The following is a 24057-nucleotide window of genomic DNA, read 5'->3' as shown; positions in this document are numbered from 1 at the left end:
AGGTTTTATGGCTGACGGGAAGGGGTGACTTCGTAGCCGGCCAGGAACAGGTCGATGGCGGACTCGATAACATTGGCCTGAGTGGCGGCGTCCAGAACCGGTTGGCCGAGCGTAATTTGCGGCCAGAAGGCGAACGCCTTGAGCAGGCTCTGAATCTGGTGCGCGGCAAATGCCGGGTCGTTGCAATTGAGCCGGCCATCTTCCTGGGCGGCGCGGACCCATTGGGTAAAACCCTCTTCGCGCTTGCTCAGACGGGTGACCATGTCCTGCGCACGCTCCGGCGAATGGATAGTGGCGGCGATAGCGACCCTGGCAAGGTCGAGGAAATTGGCGTCCGCCATCATCTTCATCTTCGCTTCCAGCAAACCGCGCAGTTGTTCGCGCAGTGGGCGGTCGCTGGCGTAGCTGACGTCGAGCTGCGCAACGCTGCTTGCCCAGAGTTGATGGAGAATTTCGGCAAACAACTCCTCCTTGCTGGGGAAGTGGTTGTACACCGTGCGTTTGGAAACGCCGGCGGTGGCGGCAATCTTGTCCATGCTGGTGACCTCGAAACCGTTTTCGCGAAATTCAGCGATGGCCGCGGCCACGATGGCTTCGCGTTTACGGTCGGTGAGGCGTTGAGGGGCAGTCATGGAGGGCGCTCGGTTCGTCAAGGAAAGTTACACTCAGTAGTTTACTTGCTGTGTATTTTGTTGCAATCTTAAAACTACACTGTGCAGTGTAATTAAAGATCGGTCTGTAGGAGTCACCTGTAAATGGCCACGATTTCGTCCCGTGTCGATTCTTCGCCGGCAGCGCCCAAGCAAGACCAGGGGCACTTCAGCAACGAGGCGCCCGTACAGCAGGGTGGCTTCGGCAAAACCCTGCGTATTTTCTGGAATATGTTGTTCAACAAGCCGCGCAGCACGCGGCCGGTGGGGCAGGTCCCGGTGCAGCCGCTGACGCACGAGCAGCTGTTGGCGGCGCCGGATCACAGCGTGTTCCGTCTCGGGCATTCCACGGTCTTGCTGAAAATGCGCGGCAAATTCTGGGTGACCGACCCGGTGTTCGCCGAGCGTGCGTCGCCGTTCAGTTGGGCCGGCCCCAAGCGTTTCCACCCGCCGCCCATCAGTCTTGAGGAGCTGCCGCCGCTAGAGGCAGTGATTCTTTCCCACAACCACTACGACCATCTTGACCGCAAGGCTGTCGTCCAATTGGCCGATAAGACCCGCTATTTTCTCGCGCCGCTGGGCGTCGGGGACATTCTGGTGAAATGGGGCGTGGACGCCAGCAAAGTGCGCCAGCTGGATTGGTGGCAGGGCACTGAGGTGGAGGGCATTCGGTTTGTTGCCACGCCTGCGCAGCATTTTTCCGGGCGGGGCCTGTTGGATGCCAACCGGACCTTGTGGTGTTCCTGGGTGATGATCGATGGTGCGCGACGGATTTTTTTCAGCGGCGATACCGGTTACTTCGACGGCTTTAAACGCATCGGCGAACAGTACGGTCCGTTTGACCTGACGCTGATGGAAACAGGTGCTTACAACGTCGATTGGCCCCACGTGCACATGCAACCTGAACAAACCCTGCAAGCGCATATCGATCTCAAAGGCCGCTGGTTGCTGCCGATTCATAACGGCACCTTCGACCTGGCGTTCCATGCCTGGCACGAACCGTTCGACCGCATCATGGCCCTGGCCTGGGAGCGCAACGTGTTTATCACCACACCGCAGATGGGGCAGGCGTTCAGCTTGAACCAGCCTGAGCGAGGGTGTGCGTGGTGGCTGGAGGTTGAAACCCAAGGTGCGCAGGAACAGCTAGCCGGCTGACGGAACAGCCGCCGGAAAAAGGAGTTTTCAAGCTGTTTCAGAGCTGCGACAGACGCCAGCCAAGGGTGCGATGATCCCCGGAAAATCAATTCTCGGGGGACGGTATTTATGGAGAGTAAGTGTCGGAAATATTGGCAGGCGGGTATACCGTGCCCACCGAGTCAACCGTCTTCTGTGCTCGCTGAAGCGTCTGGCCTGGCGACTTCGCTCAACGAGCAAGGGAACCCGCGAAGTATCGCTTTCGGTGTCGAGCCCCAGGCTCGTGACAACCCTGGACGAATCGTCCCCATTCCAGGTTATGACGCTCCGAGTCTTCCCCTGAAACCCTTGCGCGACCCGGCGCTGTCGTTGATTGCCTTAAGTGGCGTCGATCCCTCTGGGCCGGTGATGGTTGAAGTCCCCTTGGTGGAAAACAACACGGCCTTCACGGCTACTCACGCGCTGGGCGGCAGGCGCGTGGGGTTTGCCGAGCGGTTTATGGATGACCACGAAGAGGGGCGGATCGAACACCCTCCCTCCTTCCTGAAAGCCTTGGACATCCTGCGCCAGGCCGGTACCGAGCTGGTACCAGTGCCTGCACACCGGGCCAATCACACCCTTCACACCCGCAACGAAATCGATGAGCTGGTGCGTGCATTCCGACTGGATGCCCTGGTATCCGACAGCCGTAGCAGCGCCTTCCACAGCGCGTGCTGGAGTGGCTACCCGGGGGTTGGCGCGCCGCTCGAGGATGGCGCGACGCTGTGGTTCTACGGCGCACGTTGGGCGAAAGATTGGCTGCCGGCGCTGGTACAGGGGTATCAAAACGTGTGCCGTCTGATGGATCGGCAGGATGAGCCACCCGCAGCGCTGAACTATCCCACACGGTGAATCACCCTCGCCGCGCTGCCAAGGAGGGGTGAAGTTTTTAGACTGGCCTACGGATCAACGTTGGTCCTTCTTCATTTCTTACTTCTCAGGAGGTCGTATGTTAGGAATCGCATATGGCATGGGCGCCATGGTTTGGCAGGTCGTAGAGTCGTTCGCTGGAGACGCCTCACCCACGGCTTCAACACCTGTGCCCGCGGGTACTGAATACCTCGGTGTCAACGAGCTCAGCAGGCAAATGGCCCTGCCGGGCGGGCTCACTTCGGTCGATCTGGTCACTCACCTGCAGGAGCGGATTCGCAGGCTGGATCCGCAACTGAGCGCCATCATCGAACTCAACCCCAAGGCGCTTGAAACCGCACGTGAGTTGGACCGTGAGCGGGCCAATGGCAACGTGCGCGGGCCGCTGCATGGCATTCCCATCTTGCTCAAGGACACGATCGAAACCGAAGGCATGCAAACCAGTGCGGGTGCGTTTGGGCTGGTCGGTGCATCAGCCAGCAAGAACGCCCCGTTGGTGGACTACCTGATCCAGCAGGGCGCGGTGATCCTCGGCAAAACCAACATGACTGAAATGGCTGGGTTCCGTGGGGGCCCCGATGGTTGGAGCAGTCGGGGCGGGCAGACCCGCAACCCTCATCAAAGGGATGCCGACGTTGGAGGGTCCAGCTCCGGCTCTGCCGCCGCCGTTGCAGCAGGGTTGGCGCCCATGGCGGTGGGGGCAGAAACCAACGGTTCGATCATTGTGCCGGCAGCGCGCAACGGTATTGTCGGGCTCAAGCCCACTGTCGGCCTGCTGGATCGCAATGGAATTATTCCCGCGAGCCAGTACCAGGACACACCGGGCCCGATGACGCGTTCTGTGTTTGATGCTGCACTGATGCTCAATGCCATGTCAGGCAGTGATCCTGCGGATCCAGCAAGCGTGGGAGCACCCCAAGGTATCGATTACACCCAGTTACTGGTTCCAGGCGCGTTGAAAGGCAAGCGTATCGGCTATCCCGCCACGTTCTCCAAAGAGGGTGAAACCCTGCCAGTGGAGAACAGCACGACGTTCAATCGGACATTGGAAGTGCTTCGCGAGCAAGGCGCGGTGTTGGTGCCGGTCAACCTGCGCCTGGCCGATGCCTCACGGTACGACGAACTATTGCTTTCGGATGTGAAGGACTCACTGAATACCTACCTGGGCAAGCGCTCGGGATTGCCGGTCAAGTCGCTGACCGAACTGATCCGGTTCAACGACGAACGCGATGGCAGTGAGACGGATCATCAACCGGTGCTCAGGGAAATCAGCGCCTCAACGCTGACGCCAGCAGCACGCAAGCCACTGTGGGAGGCGCTCATCCAGGATTTCAGAAGCTCGATCGATGACCCGATCAAGGCAGAAAACCTGGACGCGATGGTGTCGGATTTCGACACCAACAGTTACTTCGGCGTCGCGGCAGCCGGCTATCCGGGAATCGCCGTACCGTCTGGTGTAGATGAGGATGGTCTACCCACCAGTGCTTACTTTTTGGTACCCAATGGGCCGAGCCTACCTTGCTGGCAGTGGCCCATGGGTATGAGCAAGCAGCTCAGGTAGCGGTTAAGCCGCAACTTTGACACCGTAGCGTGCCGCTGGGGAGCGATGCGACAGGTTGGGTGCCAGGGAGCCTTGCTGTTTCGTAGGCGTCCCTGCTGCTCGATCTTGGCGACCACTTCATCGACACCATCGCCCGCGAAACCGGCTTCGGCGAGCTGGAACGGATGCGCCGTGCATTCCTGCGTGCCTTTGGCCAACCGCCGCACATGATGCGCTGGGCGCGACAACTGCAGGCATGAAGCTCTACGCACCTTTAGGTTCAAGAGATGCCGACGTTGTGCCTATCAGACGGGAGAGGATGCCCTGCGCTACAGGCTCTGGTTCTGCACAGTCAAACCGGCGCACACTCATCCCCCACCCCGGTGCAAACCCCGGGAAAAACACCAGCCCTTCAGCTTCCAACCGAAACGCCAAGGCCAGGCGGGTTTCATCCCCCACGTCATGCTGGCTTTCAAACTGTTGAACCGCCTCAACGGCCACACCGGCCTGGCGAGCCAGGTCTTCCCGGCTCCAGCCCAGCATCGCGCGGGCTTGCACACTGTGTTTGGCGGTGAATTGATGCAGGACGATCTGCTGTTCTACGAAAGAGCTCATTGCCAGAGAGGACATGGGGTTTCTCCAGGTTCGACGGGGGAGGGCAAACTATACTGTGTTTTTGTACAGTTGTTTTGACCGCTCATCAACTGGATTTTTGCTGACCCACTATTCCACCCCTGGCGCCTCCCGAATGATCAGATGGTCCAGGTTCTCGATATTGGCACTGAATACCCCGAAGGTCTGCTCGGGATTCTTCTTGCTCGGCACCTGTTTCAGCTCCGGCGTCACCCCGTAGAAAAAGCAGTACAACGCGCGCTCACTGTCCACTGCCGCCTTGATCTGCTCCAGGAACACCTTGCGTTTGCGGTAGTTCTCAATGAGTTTTTTACTCAGGTAGACGTTGACCGAGTAGGGCTTCTTGTCGAGCCACACTTTCTTTTCGAAGTCGATGCGAAAGCTGCTGGTGTAGTCCTTGATCGCCCTGATCTTGCCCCAGTAGATCAGGCCTTTGTTGTCTTGCAGGTATTCGATTTTCTTGAAAAACGTCCAGTAGGTCGCGGTGTGGTCACCGATTTTCAACGGCATGGACTTGAGCTTGTCTTTGTCGTCGATGTTGGACACGAAACATTCGACCGGGTGGGCGAACACGCTGGTTTTGTCTGGGGTGCTGTCATTGGTGCGGTGGGATACAGAGCTTCGGTTTGAGGGCGCTTTCACTGGATCGTGTGGGATGCTTCCCTCTGTACTCGCAAGCGGTGTCTGGCGTTCGTACTGACGACGGGTGAGTACAAACTCCGATGGGAAATGGTCCTCACGCTCGTCGTCACTGTCATCTACCGCAGTCTTGTGCGTGCTGGCGTAACGACAACCGTCGATATGCCGGGTGCTGGTCTTGTTCTTGAAATGCGGCGTGCGCAGGTAATTGACGTTTTTGGCGTTGAAGGTGCTCAGCGCGTTGCCGGGATCAAACGCCGCACGACAGTCGTCATTGGGGCAGAGAAAGCTGTCCTTGTCTGAGTCGAAATCGGCTGTTTCGTCGAAATTCAGGTCTCGTACGTCGTAGATCGACAGCTTATCATCGAGACTCAGGCAGTAGGCCGTGTCGAATTTCATGGGGCTCGGGTCCGTGAGAGGTTTGGCTATTAATAGCGGGATCCTGCGTAAATATCAGCAAGAACCTGCAACCCGCCGCCCGCTCAAGAAGCACAGCGCACCGCCCGCCGCCGTCAACCCGGCCAGTGCATAAAACATCGTGGTCGGCGGTGAGTTGATCAACAAATAGCCACAAATCACCGGGCTCAGCGCCCCGCCAAAGGCCGCCAGGTTCTGCGCGCCGTAGTAACTGCCACGCAGCGACTCGGGGGCAAGGGTGTCGATAAACAGGAATTCGGACGGGAAGATAATCATCTCGCCCAACGTGAACACGAACATGGCCACACACCACGACAGCAGGCTGTCGGCCTGGCTGAAGCCGATCAGGCCGCCGATGAACAGCGCAGTGCCCAGCAGGATCCAGTAACGCAATTGCTCACGCTTAAGGAAGCGGCCGATCTGGTATTGCAGCACCATCACCGTGATTGCGTTGCACGCCAGCACGGCGGAAAGAATTTTCAGTGCATCATCCGGGTTGTGAATCACCAGCAGAAATTGCGACAGGTACAAGGTGTAACGGCCATGCACGATGGTGCTTAGCAGGCTGCCGCCGGTGAACAGCACCAGGCTGCGATCGTTGCGCAGGGTTTTCAGCGTGGTGAGAAAACTCAAGGGCTTGCTGCTTTCCTCACGCTGGGTTGGCGGGATGCCTATCATCAGGAACACGCTGATAAACGCGATGGCGCTGGACAGCATGAATGGCAGCAGGGGCATCTGCCCGGCAATGACCACGCCCACCATGGGGCCTGTGGCGTAGCCGATATTGGTCAGGGTGTAGCGCAGGGAAAACACCTTGGCGCGCTGCTCCACCGGCAGGTTCTCGCTGATGATCGCCTTGGAACCGATCAGGAACAGCGCCGATGCCGACTCGGTGATGACGAGTGTCAAGGTGGTGAGGTAAAGGTTGGTGGCAAAGGTCAGCAACAGAAAACCGATGGAGCTGGAGAGCATCGCCAGGATCAGCAGCTTGCGCTTTTCCATGCGGTCGATGACGTAGCCGCCGTACAGGCCCATCAGGGTGGCGGTAAACACCGCGATGCCCATCAGCAAGCCGATGTCCTGCTGGTTGAGGCCCAGGCGCCGGCTGAGCAACAAAGTCATCAAGGGACTGGTCATTGCCCGGCTGATGACGATGGTCAGCGAGCAAATCATCAGGCGGCGGATTACCAGGGAGTAGGTGGCCACGGTGGGGCACATGTCCTTGTCTGGGTGGCTTGGTTTTCTGTAGGAACGAGCGTGCTCGCTCCTACAGAAGGAGGGTTATTGGCCGGCGTTGATGCTGATCTTATCGACCGCGCCCTGCTCCAGATCCCACTTTTTCAGGATCTTGCCGTAAGTGCCGTCATCGATCATGCCCTGCAACGCTTCACTGATCGCGGTGACCAATTGCGTGTTGCTCTTCTCGATCCCAAGCCCGGTGAACTGCTTGGAAATCGCCAAGCCCACCGGCTTGTACTTGCCCTTGTCCAGCGACATCAAATAAGGAATCGTCTCGCTGCCCTGCATCGCCGCATCCAAGCGGTTCTGCTGCAACTGCGCGCGCGCATCCGCCGAGCCTTCGGTGCCGATTACCACTATCGCTGGCTTACCCGCCGCTTCGCAGTTTTCCTTGCTCCACGCGGCAATTTCCGACGGCCAAGTGGTGCGACGGCTGGTGCCGACTTTTTTCCCGCACAGGTCAGTCAATTCCTTGAGGTCTTCACGCTTGGCCATCGTGTACAGCTGCGGGCCGCTGCTGAAGTAGTCGATAAAGGTTACGGATTTCTGCCGCTCGGCGGTATCGGTCATGCCCGACAGCACGATGTCCACGCGCTTGGTGGTCAGGCCGCTGAGCATTTGCTCGAAGCCGGTTTCCTGCCACTTGATCTTTACGCCCAGGCGCTCGGCGAGGGCGTTGCCCAGATCGAAGTCAAAACCGGTGAGTGTGTTGGTGGCCGGGTCCTTGAAATCCATCGGCGGATAGTTCGGCACGATGGCCGCGCTGATCTCACCCTTGTCCTTGATTGCCGCCGGCAAAGCCGCGAAAACAGCGGAGGAGGCCAGCAAGCCTGCGAGCAAGGTTGGGATAAACAATTTTTTCATGGGGGCGTTCTCGTTTGTTTTTTAGTTAAGTGCGAACGGCAGAAATAAAGCTTTGGGTACGCGGGTTTTGTGGGCTTATTAGAATTTCTTCGGGGCTGCCGGCTTCCACAATCTGACCGGCATCCATGAACACCATGCGGTTGGACACTTCGCGGGCGAAGCCCAACTCGTGGGTGACCACGATCATGGTCATGCCGGTGGTGGCCAGATCGCGCATCACCGACAGCACCTCTCCTACCAGCTCCGGGTCGAGGGCTGACGTGGGTTCGTCAAACAACATCAACTTGGGGCGCATGGCCAATGCGCGGGCAATCGCCACACGCTGTTGCTGGCCGCCGGATAACTCCACAGGGTAGGCATTGCGCTTGTCTGCCAGGCCGACGCGGGCCAGCAACTCCAGCGCATCTTCGATGGCCTCCTTGGGCGAGCGCTTGAGCACCTGGCACGGGCCTTCGATGATGTTCTGCAACACGGTCATATGAGGGAACAAATTGAAGCGTTGGAACACCATGCCGGTGGCCAGGCGCTGGCGGGCAATCTGCGATTCATTCATCTCATGCAGTTTGTTGCCGACGACCCGGTAACCCACCAGTTCGCCGTCGACCCACAGGCCGCCCTTGTCGATTTTTTCCAGTTGGTTGACGCAACGCAGCAGCGTGCTTTTACCGGAACCCGACGGGCCGATGATGCACATCACTTCGCCTTGTTCGACCTCGATGTTGATGTCGCGCAGCGCGTGATACTGGTCGTAATACTTGTTCAGGTTGACGGCCTTGACGATGCTTCTCATGGGGCAGATCTCCTCAACCCAGACTTACGAACGCTTGCCGGCGCCGCGGGCAAAACGACGCTCAAGGCGGCTTTGACCAAATGAAAGAACAGTCACCACCGCCAGGTACCAGATGCCGGCCACAATCAGCAGCTCCATGACCCGTGCGTTGGCGTAGTAGATGTTTTGCGCGTTATGCAGCAGCTCCGAGTACTGGATCACGCTGGCCAGGCTGGTCATTTTCACCATACTGATAAACTCATTGCCTACAGGCGGAATGATCACGCGCATCGCCTGGGGCAGAATTACCCTACGTAGGGCTTGCAGGCTCGGCATGCCGATGGATTTGGCGGCTTCGTACTGGCCGGTGTCGACCGAGAGCAAACCGGCGCGCACCACTTCGGCGGTGTAGGCGCCCTGGTTGATACTCAGGCCGAGCAGGGCAGCCACGAAGGGCGTCATCAGATCGACAGTGTCGATACTGAACAGGCCCGGAATTGCGATCACCGGGAAGATCAGTGCCAGGTTGAACCACAGCAGCAGTTGCAGGATCAGCGGCGTGCCGCGGAACAGCCAGGTGTAGGTGATGGCCACATACCGCAGGATCGGGTTGGCCGACATACGCATGATCGCCGTGATCACGCCGATCACCACGCCCAGCGCCATGGCCAACACCGACATGATGATGGTGTTCACCAGGCCCCAGAGGATGGCTTCAGACGTGAGGAACTGACCGATGTAGGACCATTCGATCTGACCATTGGCAAATGCACGCAACAGCGCGGCCAACACAATCACGATCAACGTGGCAAAAAACATCCGCCCGTAGTAGCGACGCGGCACGTGCTCGTACTGCGTGATATCGAACTGGTTCTCGGACAACTTGCGCTCGGCTTCCAAGCGCTCTGCCGGGGTTTGGTTCATGGTGCTTCTCCAAAACTGATGACGCTACTACTGATGTACTCGGTCCAAATGTGGGAGCGGGCTTGCTCGCGAAAGCGTCAGCCCCAGCACCACACCTCTGACAGGCTTAAATCCGAAAGCCCTGATAGCTCTCAGCCCACTGCTGCTGAGCCGCCAATGCAATCTTCAACCGCCCAATCTGCTCGCGAACCCGCTCCGGCGCCGTCCCGCCCCACCCACTGCGCGCCGCAATCGCCGCTTCCAGGCTCAAGCAGTCCCGCACTTCAGGCAGCAACCGCGCGTCCACCTCCGCCAACATCGCCGGCGAGGCTTCCCACAATTCAATCTCATGCTTCTCACAGGCCTGAACCAGTGCGCCGGTAATCTCATGCGCCTCCTTGAACGGCACACCGCGCGTGGCCAACCAATCCGCCACCTCCGTCGCCAAGGTGAAGCCCATCGGCGCCTGGCGCCGCAGCTCTTCAACCTGCACCTTCATGGTTGCGACCATCCCGGCCATCGCCGGCAGCACCAGCAGCAAGGTATCCACACTGTCCAACACGCTGTGCTTGTCTTCACTTAAATCGCGGTTGTACGACAGCGGCAACGACTTGAGCGTCGACATCAAACCGGTCAGGTTGCCAATCAAGCGCCCTGCCTTGCCCCGCGCCAATTCGGCAATGTCCGGGTTCTTCTTCTGCGGCATGATCGAGCTACCGGTGGCGTAGGCATCGTCCAGCACTACCCAGCGAAACTGCCGCGACGACCACAGGCAAAATTCCTCAGACAGGCGCGAAATATTCACCCCGAGCATGCCCGCCACAAATAGAAACTCCGCCACATGGTCACGGCTGGCGACCGCGTCGATCGAGTTTTCACAGGGCCCGGTGTAGCCCATCTCCTTGGCCGAATGCTCCGGCTGGCGCGCAATCGCCGAACCGGCCATGGCCGCCGCACCGAGGGGCGACAACGCCGTTCGCGCATCCCAATCCACCAACCGCTGCACATCCCGCAACATCGATTGCGCGTGGGCCAGCAAGTGATGAGCAAACACAATCGGTTGTGCCTGCTGCAAATGGGTAAAGCCGGGGCAGACGCTCTCGATATGCTGTTCAGCCTGGTCCACTAACGCCTGCTGCAGACCCAGCACCTCAGTGGTGATGGTGCGCGCGTGGTCGCGCAGGAAAAGACGCAGGTCATTGGCCGTTTGGTCATTGCGCGAACGCCCGGCGCGCAATTTGCCACCCAAGGCGCCCAGGCGCTCGGTCAATACGCGTTCGATAAAGGTGTGCACGTCTTCGTCATCCAGGGTCGGATGCAGCGTGCCGGCGGCGAAGTCCATGCCAATACTGTCCAGCGCTTCAAGGGTGCGCAGGGTTTCCGACTCATCCAGCAAACCGGCGCGCTGCAACTCACGGGCATGGGCACGGGAGCCGGCCAGGTCGTAAGGCGTCAGACGGAAATAGCGCTCAGGGCAACGCGACAACGCGGCCAATGCAGCAGACGGACCGGTCTTGAAACGAGCGCCCCAAAGGCGGTCGGTGGGCTGGGACATGGATGTTCCTCACGCTTGTTTTTAGAAGAGTCGGAGGCAGTAAAAATAAGGTTTCAACTAGACTGAATCGGCGTCTGACGCGCCGTATTCATGTTTGCCAAGGGCGGATGTTTATGTTCATTATCGCCGCCTGGCTATGTTCAAGGACTGGGTCAAAGCCTGTTGAATATGGCACTTGAGGTCAACGCGTATTATGGAAACCCCACTTTCCACTTCTGGAAACATACCGCCCAAACCCGGCACAAGACCGCCCCTGCAACTGAGCGGGCTGGACTTCAAATTGCTCCGGGTATTCATGGCGGTTGTCGAAGCCGGCGGCTTCAGCGCCGCGCAAAACGAGCTGAATGTGGGCTTGGCGGCCATCAGCAAACAGATCTCCGACCTTGAAATCCGCATCGGCATGCGCCTGTGTACGCGCGGCAGGGAAGGCTTTGGCCTCACCGAAGAAGGCAAGTTGGTGTATCAGGCGTCCATCGAGTTATTTACCTCGGTGGACAGTTTTCGCGACAAGCTTAGTTCGGCGCAAAACGAGCTTATTGGTGACCTTAGTGTCGGCGTAATTGATAACACTGTATCGGACGTTAATTCGCCGCTGATTACCGCGTTGGGAAAATTACACAGCGAGTCGCCCAAGATTAGATTGCGCTTACATGCCTCACAATTGGACGAAGTTGAGCGCGGTGTGGTGGAAGGAAGGCTGATCGTCGGCATCGTCCCTGTGTACCAACGCCGTGAGGAATTCGACTACTTCCGGCTGTACGAAGAAAAGGCCCACGCCTACTGCGCCGTAGGACATCCGCTGTTCACTGCGAGCGACATCACGCCGGAAGTCTTGCGCCAATACGAAGTGGTTAACCATCGGTACGCGATCCACCGCGACAAGGCCAACTTCGTCAACTACGACAGCCAATCCGCCTCAGCCTCCCAGGTTGAAGCGGTCGCCATCCTGGTGCTGACCGGCCGGTTTATCGGCTTCCTGCCCCAGCACTACGCCGCATCGTTGGTAAGGGAAGGGCGCCTGCGCGCACTGTGCCCGGAGCATGTTCACCTGAGCACCGCCTTCAACCTGATCCTGCGCCACAACGCCCCAAGAAGCCCGCTGGTAAAAGCCTTCGCTACAGCGCTGGGCGTGGACCTCAAAGCCACGACATAAGCTCCGCCGAACACCGCTCAACAAGCTCACGACGCTCAACTGTGGGAGCTGTCGAGCCCCAGCGAGGCTGCGAAGGGATCACCTCGGTCCACCTGCCGAACTCGCTATTGGTATCGATACATTTTCCGCCTAGGCAATGTGCTATCTAACGCGCAGTGTTTTCTACCAGGCACAAAAAAGCCCAACCTTTTCAGGTTGGGCTTCATCACCAATCTGGCATTCAACCCCTGGCATCTCATGCCAGTGCGCGATCACCGCAACTGCTTGCGCTTCTTCTTCGAATGAAAATGCCGAAAATGCGCATCCTGCGCCGCCGCCAACAACTCCCTATCCCCACGCGTATCGCCCCAGGCCCGGAGCCGATACTCCCCCAGGTCTCCATACACCGCTTCAAGGCGCAGCACCTTATTCTCACACCGGCAGTTATTCCCGGTGAGTTTGCCGGTCAACACCCCGTCGACCACCTCAAGCTCAGTCCCGATCAACTTGATCCCCAGCCGATTTGCAAACGGCTGCAACACCAACGCCGGCGACGCCGAACACAGCGTGACCTCCGCTCCCGAGCCCAACTCGTGCTCCACCGACAACACCCCCGCCGGGCGCATCAGCCGCGCCCAATTGCGCTGGCAATACTCCTCGGCCTTCTGTTGCACCCACGTCTTCTCCACCCCGGTCATAAAGGTGCGAATCAACTGCGCCTTCAACTCATCCCGGCTGATCTGCCGCACCAAAAAGCGCAGCCCCGGCACCGCCAGCTTGACCATCCGGCCATAAAACTCACCGGTACCAAAGGCAAACTTGAGGAAGGGCACGAAACTGTCGTGGTGGGTCAGGGTGCCGTCGAAGTCAAAGACGGAGAGTACTTTGGCGTCAACGGGGCCGGCTTCGAGCATGTCTGGGTTCACGGGTTGGCCTCGGTCCTATCTAGTATTTTTTTAGCGTGCATCAGGTGTGACAGCAGGAGTCTACTCCCGTGCCAATCTTCCGACTTTGCTGTAAAGCGCTTCAGTGAAAGCGTTCCGATCACTCGACCGGTGACAACGCTGATGGCAATTGGGGCACAAGGCTACAGCATTGGTGGTGCGATCCGAACCCTTCTGGGTCAGGTGGTCAGCCGGATGTGCTTCAAGAAGTGGCAATTCACCGGGCATAAAAAAGCCCTGAACACGTCAGGGCTTCATAGGGGGGCTGGGCTCAGGAATCAATCCCAGCTCAGCGCGCCGCCGGTCTGGTACTCGATCACACGGGTTTCGAAGAAGTTTTTCTCTTTCTTCAAGTCCATGATCTCGCTCATCCACGGGAACGGGTTAGTGGTCCCTGGATACTCTTCTTTAAGACCGATCTGCGACAAGCGACGGTTCGCGATGAACTTGAGGTAATCCTCCATCATCGCCGCGTTCATGCCCAGTACACCGCGTGGCATGGTATCGCGCGCGTATTCGATCTCCAGCTGAGTCCCTTGCAGGATCATCTGGGTCGCTTCCTCTTTCATCTCGGCATCCCACAGGTGTGGGTTTTCGATTTTGATCTGGTTGATCACGTCGATACCGAAGTTCAAGTGCATCGACTCGTCGCGCAGGATGTACTGGAACTGCTCGGCCACGCCGGTCATTTTGTTGCGGCGGCCCATGGACAGGATCTGGGTGAAGCCGCAGTAGAAGAAGATGCCTTCCAGGACGCAGTAGTAGGCGACCAGGTTGCGCAGCAGTTCCTTGTCGGTCTCGACGGTGCCGGTTTCGAACTTCGGATCGGAGATCGAGCGCGTGTACTTGAGGCCCCAGGCGGCTTTTTTAGCCACCGATGGAATCTCGTGGTACATGTTGAAGATCTCGCCTTCATCCATGGCCAGCGATTCGATGCAGTACTGGTAGGCGTGGGTGTGGATCGCTTCTTCGAAGGCCTGGCGCAGGATGTACTGGCGGCACTCCGGGTTGGTGATCAGGCGGTACACGGCCAGGACCAGGTTGTTGGCGACCAGGGAGTCGGCGGTGGAGAAGAAGCCCAGGTTGCGCATGACGATGCGGCGTTCGTCGTCGGTCAGGCCTTCGGGGTTTTTCCACAGGGCGATGTCGGCGGTCATGTTGACCTCTTGCGGCATCCAGTGGTTGGCGCAGCCGTCGAGGTATTTCTGCCAGGCCCAGTCGTACTTGAACGGCACGAGTTGGTTGAGGTCGGCGCGGCAGTTGATCATGCGCTTTTCGTCAACGGCGACGCGGGCGGCGGAGCCTTCCAGCTCGGCGAGGCCTTCGGCGACGTCGAGTTTGTCCAGGGCGGCCTTGGCGCGCACGATGGCGGCGGAGTCACTGGCGGTGACGGCGCGCGCTTCGAGGGCGGCTTTGGCGCCGTCACCGTCGAGGCGGTCCATGTTGGCTTCGGTGGCGTGGCCGGCGTTGGCGCCTTTGGTGGCTACTTCGCCTTCTTCTTCTTTGTCGAATTCGTCCCAGCTCAGCATGACGTGTCGTCTCCTGCGTGAGGGCTCAAAGGTGCCCGTGTGAAACCGGATGGTTGGGTGTTCACACGGCCCTGAGGCCGCGGTGGATCTTAAGGAATCGTTTGTTGCAGCTAGCGCACGCATTAAACGGAATAGGGTTACGGGTGCTCTGCGTGAGGCTTGAGGTGCGGAGCGGTAGGTGCTTGCTCCAGCGGGAGGCCTCAGGTCTGGCTCTTCATCCCAGTGTAAAGGGATATTGCAGGCCCGATTTACCCGCGCATTATAGGGAAAAAATCGGCTTTGTGTTGTGGCGGATGGTCACGGATCGCAGACAAAAAGCCTGCTTTTCAAGCCAAAGCGCGGGTTTGCTGGGGTTGGCCGGAGGGACGAGCGGCAGGATTTTTTTCGAGGGGGCGCAGCGAGGGGAGGAGGGGCCCGGTTCTTTGCCGCAAGAACGATTTCTTGCGGCGAATAAGATCGGGTTCAGGTCAACCTAATCAGGTAATTAGCCGTTAGAACAACCATTGCCCATCACATGGTAATTAAGAATGTGACGCTGACCTTGTGAGTCTTCATATTCCATCTTCACCGGTACAACTTCACACACTTCCGGAATACTGCTCATGGACACTACTTTGGCAACATCCAAGTGGGTGCTGTAAGTGTAATCCTCAACGATCGGGGTGTTGCGGCTAGCTACGTCAGTCGGGGCTTCGTCGGCCAGGGCGGCGGTGACGCACAAGCTGCTGAGGGCCATAACTACTAAAGCTTTCATTTCTCTATATACCTTATTCAGGGCGAGTGGGGTCACGGGGCCCTTGTGAGGCCACGTGTGTAACTTAGGGTTGGAAAGTTCGGATTAACGTTGCCTTCGTGGGGGCTGTTGCGTTGTTAATCACAGTGTCGTGTTGACGGAGTTGATTTTAGGCCTGCGGGTTATATTCATATACCCGTACTTTTGATAAACACTATTGGCGGTTTTTGTAACAATCCCGTGGTAAAGCTTTTTTCACACAGCTGCGAAGCGCCGCAGCCCGCGGGCTAGAGGTGTAGACGGCGATATCAGGGCAATTTGTAGGGGCTTGTTACTACCATCGTCGAATGGTTCTATAGGTCGGCCCCGGCTACAACAGGGCCATACAACAACAACTATGTCACCGAGGTAAGAAAGATGAGTGCGGCTTCCCTGTACCCCGTCCGCCCCGAAGTAGCAGCCAACACGCTGACCGACGAGGCGACCTACAAGGCCATGTACCAGCAGTCGGTGGTCAACCCCGATGGCTTCTGGCGCGAGCAAGCCAAGCGCCTTGACTGGATCAAGCCTTTCACCACGGTGAAGCAGACCTCGTTCGACGATCACCATGTCGACATCAAGTGGTTCGCCGATGGCACGCTGAACGTTTCCTACAACTGCCTGGACCGTCACCTCGCCGAGCGCGGCGATCAGGCGGCGATCATCTGGGAAGGCGATGACCCTTCCGAAAGCCGCACCATCACCTACCGCGAGCTGCATGAAGAAGTCTGCAAGTTCGCCAACGCCCTGCGCGGTCAGGATGTGCATCGCGGCGACGTGGTGACTATCTATATGCCGATGATCCCCGAAGCCGTGGTCGCCATGCTGGCCTGTACCCGCATCGGTGCGATCCATTCCGTGGTGTTCGGCGGTTTCTCGCCGGAGGCCCTGGCCGGTCGCATCATCGACTGTAAGTCGAAGGTAGTGATCACCGCCGACGAAGGCATCCGCGCGGGTAAGAAGATTCCGCTGAAGGCCAACGTCGACGACGCCCTGACCAACCCGGAAACCAGCAGCATCCAGAAAGTCATCGTGTGCAAGCGCACCAATGGCAACATCAAGTGGAACCAGCATCGCGACATCTGGTACGAAGACCTGATGAAAGTGGCCGGCACTGTGTGCGCGCCGAAAGAGATGGGGGCTGAAGAAGCGCTGTTCATTCTTTATACCTCTGGCTCAACCGGCAAGCCTAAAGGCGTGCAGCACACCACCGGCGGCTACCTGTTGTACGCAGCCCTGACCCATGAGCGCGTGTTCGACTACCGCCCAGGTGAAATCTACTGGTGCACCGCCGACGTCGGCTGGGTCACCGGCCACACCTATATCGTCTACGGCCCGCTGGCCAATGGCGCGACCACGCTGCTGTTCGAAGGCGTGCCGAACTACCCGGATATCACGCGGGTGGCGAAGATTGTCGACAAGCACAAGGTCAACATCCTCTACACCGCACCAACCGCGATCCGCGCGATGATGGCTTCGGGCACCGCTGCCTGTGAAGGCGCCGATGGCAGCAGCCTGCGTTTGCTGGGTTCGGTGGGCGAGCCGATCAACCCGGAAGCCTGGGACTGGTACTACAAGAACGTCGGCCAATCCCGTTGCCCGATTGTCGATACCTGGTGGCAGACCGAAACCGGCGGCAACATGATGAGCCCACTGCCGGGGGCCCATGCGCTTAAGCCGGGTTCGGCGGCGCGTCCGTTCTTCGGCGTGGTGCCGGCGTTGGTGGACAACCTGGGTAACCTGATCGAAGGGGCTGCCGAGGGCAACCTGGTGATCCTCGATTCGTGGCCAGGCCAGGCGCGGACGCTGTTCGGCGACCATGACCGCTTTGTCGACACCTACTTCAAGACTTTCCGTGGCATGTACTTCACCGGTGACGGTGCGCGTCGTGATGAGGATGGCTACTACTGGATCACCGGCCGCGTGGACGACGTGTTGAACGTGTCCGGCCACCGCATGGGCACCGCCGAGATCGAAAGCGCCATGGTTGCCCACCCGAAAGTCGCCGAAGCGGCGGTGGTGGGTGTCCCGCACGACATCAAGGGTCAGGGCATCTATGTGTATGTCACGCTCAAAAATGGCGAAGAGCCGAACGAAGCCCTGCGCCTGGAACTGAAAAACTGGGTGCGCAAGGAGATCGGTCCGATCGCTTCACCGGACGTGATCCAGTGGGCACCGGGCTTGCCGAAGACGCGTTCGGGGAAAATCATGCGCCGTATCTTGCGCAAGATTGCCACGGGCGAGTACGACGGGTTGGGCGACATTTCCACCTTGGCGGACCCGGGTGTGGTCGCGCATTTGATTGAAACGCACAAGACCATGAACGTCGCGTAAGGCGGGTTGATGGGACAGAGCCCCATTCGGTGTGAGCCGAGTGGGGCTTTTTTGTGGGATCTGGCAAACGCTTGAAATCCCTGTGGGAGCGGGCTTGCTCGCGAATGCGGTGTATCAGTCAAAGATGTATTGACTGACCCGCCGCCTTCGCGAGCAAGCCCGCTCCCACATCGGGAAGGTACTGCGAGCAGGTATCGGTTAGTGATCTGAAAGACCGGTATAACCTGCAACCCAATAAATATCGGTTTCTCGCGTAGGAGGTTTCTGAATGTTACCGTCGAACGCAAATGTGTAACCCCACGCCCAAACCTGAGGCAAAGGGCTACGCCTATGCCCCGAAAAACCGCGTTTTAGACGCTCCAAGAAATAAGATTAAACGCCAGACTTGCCGTGCTAGAAGGGTTTGCGAATAATAGGCCCGCAACTTGCAGCATCTACAGGTTTAATGTCTTTTGTCTCTGCATAAAATTCAGAGGCTGTCAATGAGCTGGAACCGCTTTCTCGGTGCTTCTGTAAATTGTTGTCGCATTGAGGAAATATCGGCTTCCGGCCTGTCGTTAGAATGCCGATCACTCGCTCGTCGTCTCCAGTGTGTCGCTGGTGTGGGACGCAGCACCGCAATTCGGTTTCCCTTACGCCGCATCGTGGGCCATGGCTCATACTGCTGTTTTGCCCTATACCGATGGAGTCCCAAGATGAAGAAACTCGTGCTGTTGGGCGCCCTGGCGCTGTCCGTGCTGTCCATGCAGGCTTTCGCTGAAGGCAAGCCTCTGAAAATTGGTATCGAAGCGGCTTACCCTCCGTTTGCCTCCAAAGCGCCCGATGGCAGTATCGTCGGCTTTGACTACGACATCGGCAACGCCCTGTGCGAAGAGATGAAGGTCAAGTGCACCTGGGTCGAGCAAGAGTTCGACGGCCTGATCCCAGCGCTGAAAGTGCGCAAGATCGACGCGATCCTGTCGTCCATGTCCATCACTGACGACCGCAAGAAGTCCGTGGACTTCACCAACCGCTACTACCTGACCCCAGCGCGCCTGGTATTGAAGGAAGGCACCGCCGTCAGCGACAGCCTGGATGAACTGAAGGGCAAGAAGATCGGCGTACAGCGCGGTTCGATCCACGATCGTTTCGCCAAGGAAGTCCTGGCGCCTAAAGGCGCAACCATTGTGCCTTACAGCTCGCAGAACGAAATCTACCTGGACGTGGAAGCCGGTCGCCTCGACGGCACCGTGGCTGACGCGACCCTGCTGCAGGAAGGTTTCCTCGATACCCCGGCTGGCAAAGGCTACGCGTTCACCGGCCCAGCCTTCACCGACGCCAAATACTTCGGTGACGGCATAGGCATCGCGGTACGCAAGGGCGACAAGGAAAACCTGGACCGTATCAACGCTGCCATCGCCGCGATCCGTGCCAATGGCAAGTACAAAGAAATCGAGAAAAAGTACTTCAACTTCGACATTTACGGCCCTGAAGCCCAGTAAATCGTCGCAGCTGTCTGTCCGAAATGGCGCAAGCAACAGAATTCCTGAGGTTTGCGCCATTTTTTCATCCCCCTTTTCGAGGACCTGAATCATGTTGAAAGGCTACGGGGCCGTCATCCTCGATGGCGCATGGTTGACGCTTCAGCTCGCCTTGTCGTCCATGGCCTTGGCCATTGTTCTGGGTCTGATCGGGGTCGCGTTACGCCTGTCGCCGGTGCGCTGGTTGGCCTGGCTGGGTGACTTGTACTCCACGGTGATCCGCGGGATCCCCGACCTGGTGCTGATCCTGCTGATTTTCTATGGCGGCCAGGACTTGCTCAACCGCGTCGCGCCGATGCTCGGCTACGACGACTATATCGACTTGAACCCCTTGGCCGCCGGTATCGGCACCCTGGGTTTCATCTTTGGCGCCTACCTCTCGGAAACCTTCCGTGGCGCCTTCATGGCCATTCCCAAGGGTCAGGCCGAAGCCGGCCTGGCGTATGGCATGAGCAGTTTCCAGGTGTTTTTCCGGGTGATGGTGCCGCAGATGATCCGTCTGGCGATCCCTGGCTTCACCAACAACTGGCTGGTACTGACCAAGGCCACTGCGCTGATTTCGGTGGTGGGCCTGCAAGACATGATGTTCAAGGCCAAGCAGGCGGCAGACGCCACCCGCGAGCCTTTTACCTTCTTCCTCGCAGTGGCGGCGATGTACCTGGTGATCACCAGCGTGTCGTTGCTGGCCTTGCGTCATCTTGAGAAGCGCTACTCGGTAGGCGTAAGGGCGGCTGATCTATGATCTTCGACTACAACGTCATCTGGGAGGCCATGCCGCTGTACCTTGGCGGCCTGCTGACCACCCTGAAACTGCTCGCCATCTCGCTGTTCTTCGGCTTGCTCGCTGCCTTGCCTTTGGGCTTGATGCGCGTGTCCAAGCAGCCGATTGTCAACGGCGCGGCCTGGCTCTACACCTATGTGATCCGTGGCACGCCGATGCTGGTGCAGTTGTTCCTGATCTATTACGGCCTGGCCCAGTTCGAAGCGGTGCGCGAAAGTTTCCTGTGGCCGCTGTTGTCCAGTGCCACGTTCTGCGCGTGCCTGGCGTTTGCGATCAACACCAGCGCCTACACCGCCGAGATCATTGCCGGCAGCCTCAAGGCCACCCCCAACGGCGAGATCGAAGCGGCCAAGGCGATGGGGATGTCGCGCTATAAGCTGTACCGCCGCATCCTGTTGCCATCGGCCTTGCGTCGGGCGCTGCCGCAGTACAGTAACGAAGTGATCATGATGCTGCAGACCACCAGCCTGGCCTCCATCGTCACCCTGATCGACATCACCGGTGCCGCGCGCACGGTGAACGCCCAGTTCTACCTGCCGTTCGAAGCCTATATCACCGCCGGTGTGTTCTACCTGTGCCTGACCTTCATCCTGGTGCGCCTGTTCAAGTTGGCCGAGCGCCGCTGGCTGAGCTACCTGGCTCCACGGAAGCACTGATATGGAACGTGTCGATCACCTGTTGCCCTGGGGCCACCTGGGGTGCGAGCGCCAACTGAGCGTGTTCCGTTTCGGCCAGGGCGAACGCAAGGCCTATATTCAGGCCAGCTTGCACGCCGATGAGTTGCCGGGGATGCGCGCCGCGTGGGAGCTGAAGAAGCGCCTCACCGAACTGGAACAGCAAGGTGCGCTCAATGGCGTGATCGAGCTGGTGCCGGTCGCCAACCCGATGGGCCTGGGCCAGTTGCTGCAAGGCAGCCACCAGGGCCGTTTCGAAGTGGGCAGCGGCAAGAATTTCAACCGCGATTTCGTTGAGCTGAGCGAGCCGGTGGCCAAGTTGCTCACGGGCAAGCTGGGGGATGATCCTCACGCCAACGTGCGCATGATTCGCCAGGCGATGACCGATGCGCTCAACGCATTGCCCGAGCCGAACAGCCAGTTGCAAGGCATGCAGCGCATCCTGCTCAGCCACGCCTGCACCGCCGATGTCGTGCTCGACCTGCACTGCGACGCCGAAGCCGCGCTGCACATGTACGCATTGCCCCAGCACTGGCCGCAGTGGCGTTCGCTGTCGGCGCACCTGAATGTGAAAGTCGGCCTGCTGGCGGAAGACTCCGGCGGCAGCTCGTTCGATGAAGCCTGTTCGCTGCCGTGGCTGCGTCTGTCCCAGGCATTCCCCGAGGCGCAGATCCCGCTGGCCTGCCTGGCGACTACGCTGGAATTGGGCGGTCAGGCGGATACGGGACGTGACGAGGCGATCTTCCACGCCGAAGGCATTCTCGCGTTCCTCGCCGAGCAGGGGTTGATCAAGGGCGAATGGCCCGCGCCACAATTCGAACCCTGTGAAGGCCTGCCCTTCGAAGGCACCGAATTACTGTTTGCGCCCCACGCCGGTGTGATCAGCTACCTGCGTAAAACGGGTGAGTGGGTCGAAAAAGGCGAACCGATTTTTGAAGTGATTGACCCCTTGGAGGACCGCGTCAGCACCCTTTGCGCGGGCACCTCGGGGGTGTTGTTTGCCGTTGAACGGCTACGTTATGCCCAAGCGGGTTTCTGGCTGGCCAAGGTGGCGGGGCGCGATGCGCTGCGTCACGGGCGCTTGCTCAACGACTGACCACCTGTTTCTGTGAGAACCGACCGCATGTACAAACTTGAAGTCCAAGACCTGCATAAACGCTATGGCAGTCATGAAGTGCTCAAAGGCGTGTCCCTGGCTGCTGCAGCCGGTGATGTGATCAGCATCATCGGTTCCAGCGGTTCAGGCAAAAGTACCTTTTTGCGCTGCATCAACCTGCTGGAGCAACCCCACGCCGGCAAGATTCTGCTCAACAACGAAGAGCTGAAACTGGTGGCCAACAAGGACGGCGCCATGAAGGCCGCCGACCCCAAGCAACTGCAACGCATGCGTTCGCGCTTGTCCATGGTGTTCCAGCATTTCAACCTGTGGTCGCACATGACCGCGATTGAAAACGTGATGGAAGCGCCCGTGCACGTGCTCGGCGTGTCGAAGAAAGAAGCCCGTGAAAAGGCCGAGCACTACCTGGCCAAGGTCGGCGTGGGCCATCGTAAGGATGCGTTCCCTGGCCACATGTCCGGCGGTGAGCAGCAGCGCGTAGCCATCGCCCGGGCCCTGGCGATGGAACCTGAGGTGATGCTGTTCGACGAACCCACCTCGGCCCTCGACCCGGAACTGGTCGGTGAAGTGCTCAAGGTGATGCAGGACCTGGCGCAGGAAGGCCGCACCATGGTGGTGGTGACCCACGAAATGGGCTTTGCCCGTGAAGTCTCGAACCAACTGGTGTTCCTGCACAAAGGTATCGTCGAAGAGCGCGGCAACCCGCGTGAAGTGCTGGTGAACCCACAATCGGAGCGCTTGCAGCAGTTCCTCTCGGGCAGCCTGAAATAATCAAGACTGCTTTTGTGCACTGAAGTAGTGCATGCTCGGCAGTCTTCAGGTTGGCCCAGGCCCCCTGTGGGAGCGGGCTTGCTCGCGAAGCGGAGTGTCAGTCGATACATGTATAGTTGAAGTACCGCCTTCGCGAGCAAGCTCGGTCCGACATTTGGATATTCATCAGCTTTAAAGATTTGTGTTGGTTTACGGGCTAGCATTAGCCCTTGTCTTCATTACGTTACTCGCTTCGGATAGCACTCCATGACCGCCCATAAAATTGGTTTCCTGATTTGGCCCAGCACAAAAGCCCTGACGCTTGCGCTGGCTGAGGAGGCCTTGCGCGTTGCCCAGCGGGTGCATCCGGACGTGGTCTACGAGCTGTCGTTCCTGCAAGCCGAGCCGTCCACCGAGGGCGCCTGGCAACTGCCGGGCGAGCCGTGGGGCGGTAAGCTGGAGGGCTTCCAGAAGCTGTTCCTGCTGGCGGACGAACCCCCCGCGGTCATCGCCTCCCCATTGAGCACCGCCCTCAAGCAACTGGTTCGCGCCGGATGCGTGATCGGTGGCTTGTCGGCTGGTGTGTACCCGCTGGCCCAGCTCGGCCTGCTCGACGGCTATCGTGCCGCCGTGCACTGGCGCTGGCAGGACGATTTTGCCGAGCGTTTCCCCAAGGTCATCGCCACCAGCCATTTGTTCGACTGGGACCGCGATCGACTCACCGCCTGCGGTGGCATGTCGGTGCTCGACCTGCTCCTGGCAGTGTTGGCCCGTGATCATGGCGCCGAACTGGCCGGTGCGGTCTCCGAAGAGTTGGTGGTGGAACGCATCCGTGAAGGTGGCGAACGCCAGCGCATTCCGCTGCAAAACCGCCTGGGATCCAGCCATCCCAAGCTGACCCAGGCCGTGCTGCTGATGGAAGCCAACATTGAAGAGCCGCTGACGACCGACGAAATCGCCCAGCATGTGTGCGTGTCGCGACGACAACTCGAACGGATCTTCAAGCAGTACCTCAATCGCGTCCCCAGCCAGTACTACCTGGAGCTGCGCCTGAACAAGGCCCGCCAGATGTTGATGCAAACCAGCAAGTCGATCATCCAGATCGGCCTGTCGTGCGGTTTTTCCTCAGGGCCGCACTTCTCCAGCGCCTACCGTAATTTTTTCGGCGCCACCCCTCGTGAAGACCGCAACCAGCGCCGTAGCAGCAGCCCGTTTGAGTTGTCGTCGGTACCGTCCGAGCGCGGTTGATCGA

Annotated in this window: 21 protein-coding genes and 2 pseudogenes; 11 read left to right on the top strand and 12 right to left on the bottom strand. The window is 59.0% G+C overall.

Going from position 1 to position 24057, the window contains the following annotated elements; translation table 11 throughout:
- Positions 1–5: 5 nt before the first annotated feature.
- Complete coding sequence (locus AB4N92_RS05625; RefSeq protein WP_044287744.1) at positions 6–632, bottom strand: TetR/AcrR family transcriptional regulator; 627 nt, start codon at positions 630–632, stop codon at positions 6–8.
- A 123-nt stretch (positions 633–755) separates the two neighbouring features.
- Between AB4N92_RS05625 and AB4N92_RS05620 the strand changes: the two genes are divergently transcribed.
- The 3 genes and pseudogenes from AB4N92_RS05620 (at position 756) to AB4N92_RS05610 (ending at position 4274) form a co-directional block, all read left to right on the top strand.
- Positions 756–1805: an MBL fold metallo-hydrolase gene (locus AB4N92_RS05620; protein ID WP_236267620.1), complete on the top strand. Its 1050-nt coding sequence runs from the start codon at positions 756–758 to the stop codon at positions 1803–1805.
- Between the two features lie 174 nt (positions 1806–1979).
- Positions 1980–2675, top strand: coding sequence for a hypothetical protein (locus tag AB4N92_RS05615; protein ID WP_236267621.1), 696 nt, complete (start codon positions 1980–1982; stop codon positions 2673–2675).
- 127 nt (positions 2676–2802) lie between these two features.
- Positions 2803–4274: pseudogene (locus AB4N92_RS05610) on the top strand (amidase family protein).
- A 223-nt stretch (positions 4275–4497) separates the two neighbouring features.
- On the opposite strand, the gene AB4N92_RS05605 reads toward AB4N92_RS05610, so the two are convergent.
- From AB4N92_RS05605 to argH, 7 genes are all read right to left on the bottom strand, one after another.
- Positions 4498–4863, bottom strand: coding sequence for a helix-turn-helix domain-containing protein (locus AB4N92_RS05605; RefSeq protein WP_021491290.1), 366 nt, complete (start codon positions 4861–4863; stop codon positions 4498–4500).
- 93 nt (positions 4864–4956) lie between these two features.
- On the bottom strand, positions 4957–5904 hold the full coding sequence (locus AB4N92_RS05600) for a hypothetical protein (RefSeq protein ID WP_154846699.1): 948 nt from the start codon (positions 5902–5904) through the stop codon (positions 4957–4959).
- A gap of 54 nt (positions 5905–5958) precedes the next feature.
- Positions 5959–7128: an MFS transporter gene (locus AB4N92_RS05595; protein ID WP_010208287.1), complete on the bottom strand. Its 1170-nt coding sequence runs from the start codon at positions 7126–7128 to the stop codon at positions 5959–5961.
- Positions 7129–7203: 75 nt separating this feature from the next.
- Complete coding sequence (locus tag AB4N92_RS05590) at positions 7204–8025, bottom strand: ABC transporter substrate-binding protein (RefSeq protein ID WP_010208288.1); 822 nt, start codon at positions 8023–8025, stop codon at positions 7204–7206.
- A 25-nt stretch (positions 8026–8050) separates the two neighbouring features.
- A complete protein-coding gene (locus AB4N92_RS05585) occupies positions 8051–8815 on the bottom strand; it encodes an amino acid ABC transporter ATP-binding protein (protein WP_010208290.1) in 765 nt (254 codons plus the stop codon).
- Positions 8816–8839: 24 nt separating this feature from the next.
- Positions 8840–9718, bottom strand: coding sequence for an amino acid ABC transporter permease (locus AB4N92_RS05580; RefSeq protein ID WP_010208291.1), 879 nt, complete (start codon positions 9716–9718; stop codon positions 8840–8842).
- A 106-nt stretch (positions 9719–9824) separates the two neighbouring features.
- Positions 9825–11252 carry an argininosuccinate lyase gene (gene argH, locus AB4N92_RS05575; RefSeq protein ID WP_044287740.1) on the bottom strand — a complete coding sequence of 476 codons (1428 nt, stop codon included), beginning with the start codon at positions 11250–11252 and terminating at the stop codon, positions 9825–9827.
- 193 nt (positions 11253–11445) lie between these two features.
- Here argH and AB4N92_RS05570 point away from each other — a divergent pair, with 193 nt between their 5' ends.
- Positions 11446–12405 carry a LysR family transcriptional regulator gene (locus AB4N92_RS05570; RefSeq protein ID WP_236267625.1) on the top strand — a complete coding sequence of 320 codons (960 nt, stop codon included), beginning with the start codon at positions 11446–11448 and terminating at the stop codon, positions 12403–12405.
- Positions 12406–12656: 251 nt separating this feature from the next.
- On the opposite strand, the gene AB4N92_RS05565 is transcribed toward AB4N92_RS05570, so the two are convergent.
- From AB4N92_RS05565 to AB4N92_RS05550, 4 genes and pseudogenes are all read right to left on the bottom strand, one after another.
- Positions 12657–13298, bottom strand: coding sequence for an HAD-IB family hydrolase (locus AB4N92_RS05565; RefSeq protein ID WP_021491294.1), 642 nt, complete (start codon positions 13296–13298; stop codon positions 12657–12659).
- 72 nt (positions 13299–13370) lie between these two features.
- Positions 13371–13541: pseudogene (locus AB4N92_RS05560) on the bottom strand (HNH endonuclease); the annotation flags it as partial.
- A 65-nt stretch (positions 13542–13606) separates the two neighbouring features.
- Positions 13607–14857 (bottom strand): ribonucleotide-diphosphate reductase subunit beta, encoded by a 1251-nt coding sequence (locus tag AB4N92_RS05555; protein WP_044287739.1) that lies wholly within the window; start codon positions 14855–14857, stop codon positions 13607–13609.
- Positions 14858–15341: 484 nt separating this feature from the next.
- Positions 15342–15611, bottom strand: a complete 270-nt coding sequence (locus AB4N92_RS05550) for a DUF2790 domain-containing protein (RefSeq protein WP_021491461.1) — start codon at positions 15609–15611, stop codon at positions 15342–15344.
- Positions 15612–16007: 396 nt separating this feature from the next.
- On the opposite strand from AB4N92_RS05550, the gene acs reads away from it, so the two are divergent.
- The 7 genes from acs (at position 16008) to AB4N92_RS05515 (ending at position 24053) form a co-directional block, all read left to right on the top strand.
- On the top strand, positions 16008–17963 hold the full coding sequence (gene acs / locus AB4N92_RS05545) for an acetate--CoA ligase (RefSeq protein WP_010208301.1): 1956 nt from the start codon (positions 16008–16010) through the stop codon (positions 17961–17963).
- Between the two features lie 695 nt (positions 17964–18658).
- Positions 18659–19444 (top strand): ABC transporter substrate-binding protein, encoded by a 786-nt coding sequence (locus AB4N92_RS05540; protein ID WP_010208303.1) that lies wholly within the window; start codon positions 18659–18661, stop codon positions 19442–19444.
- Positions 19445–19535: 91 nt separating this feature from the next.
- Complete coding sequence (locus tag AB4N92_RS05535) at positions 19536–20225, top strand: ABC transporter permease (RefSeq protein ID WP_010208305.1); 690 nt, start codon at positions 19536–19538, stop codon at positions 20223–20225.
- The gene (locus AB4N92_RS05530; protein ID WP_010208307.1) at positions 20222–20920 is read left to right on the top strand and encodes an ABC transporter permease; all 699 of its coding nucleotides are present in this window, start codon (positions 20222–20224) and stop codon (positions 20918–20920) included. The genes AB4N92_RS05535 and AB4N92_RS05530 overlap by 4 nt, the downstream gene beginning before the upstream one ends.
- 1 nt (position 20921) lies before the next feature.
- Positions 20922–22034 carry a succinylglutamate desuccinylase/aspartoacylase family protein gene (locus AB4N92_RS05525; RefSeq protein WP_010208309.1) on the top strand — a complete coding sequence of 371 codons (1113 nt, stop codon included), beginning with the start codon at positions 20922–20924 and terminating at the stop codon, positions 22032–22034.
- A 27-nt stretch (positions 22035–22061) separates the two neighbouring features.
- Positions 22062–22826, top strand: a complete 765-nt coding sequence (locus AB4N92_RS05520; protein WP_010208310.1) for an ABC transporter ATP-binding protein — start codon at positions 22062–22064, stop codon at positions 22824–22826.
- A gap of 246 nt (positions 22827–23072) precedes the next feature.
- Positions 23073–24053 (top strand): GlxA family transcriptional regulator, encoded by a 981-nt coding sequence (locus tag AB4N92_RS05515; protein WP_010208312.1) that lies wholly within the window; start codon positions 23073–23075, stop codon positions 24051–24053.
- The last annotated feature ends 4 nt before the right edge of the window (positions 24054–24057 follow it).

The organism is Pseudomonas sp. S3_A09 (assembly GCF_054668065.1).
Note: the sequence above shows the minus strand (reverse complement) of the source record. Positions and strands in the feature narration are given on the sequence as shown.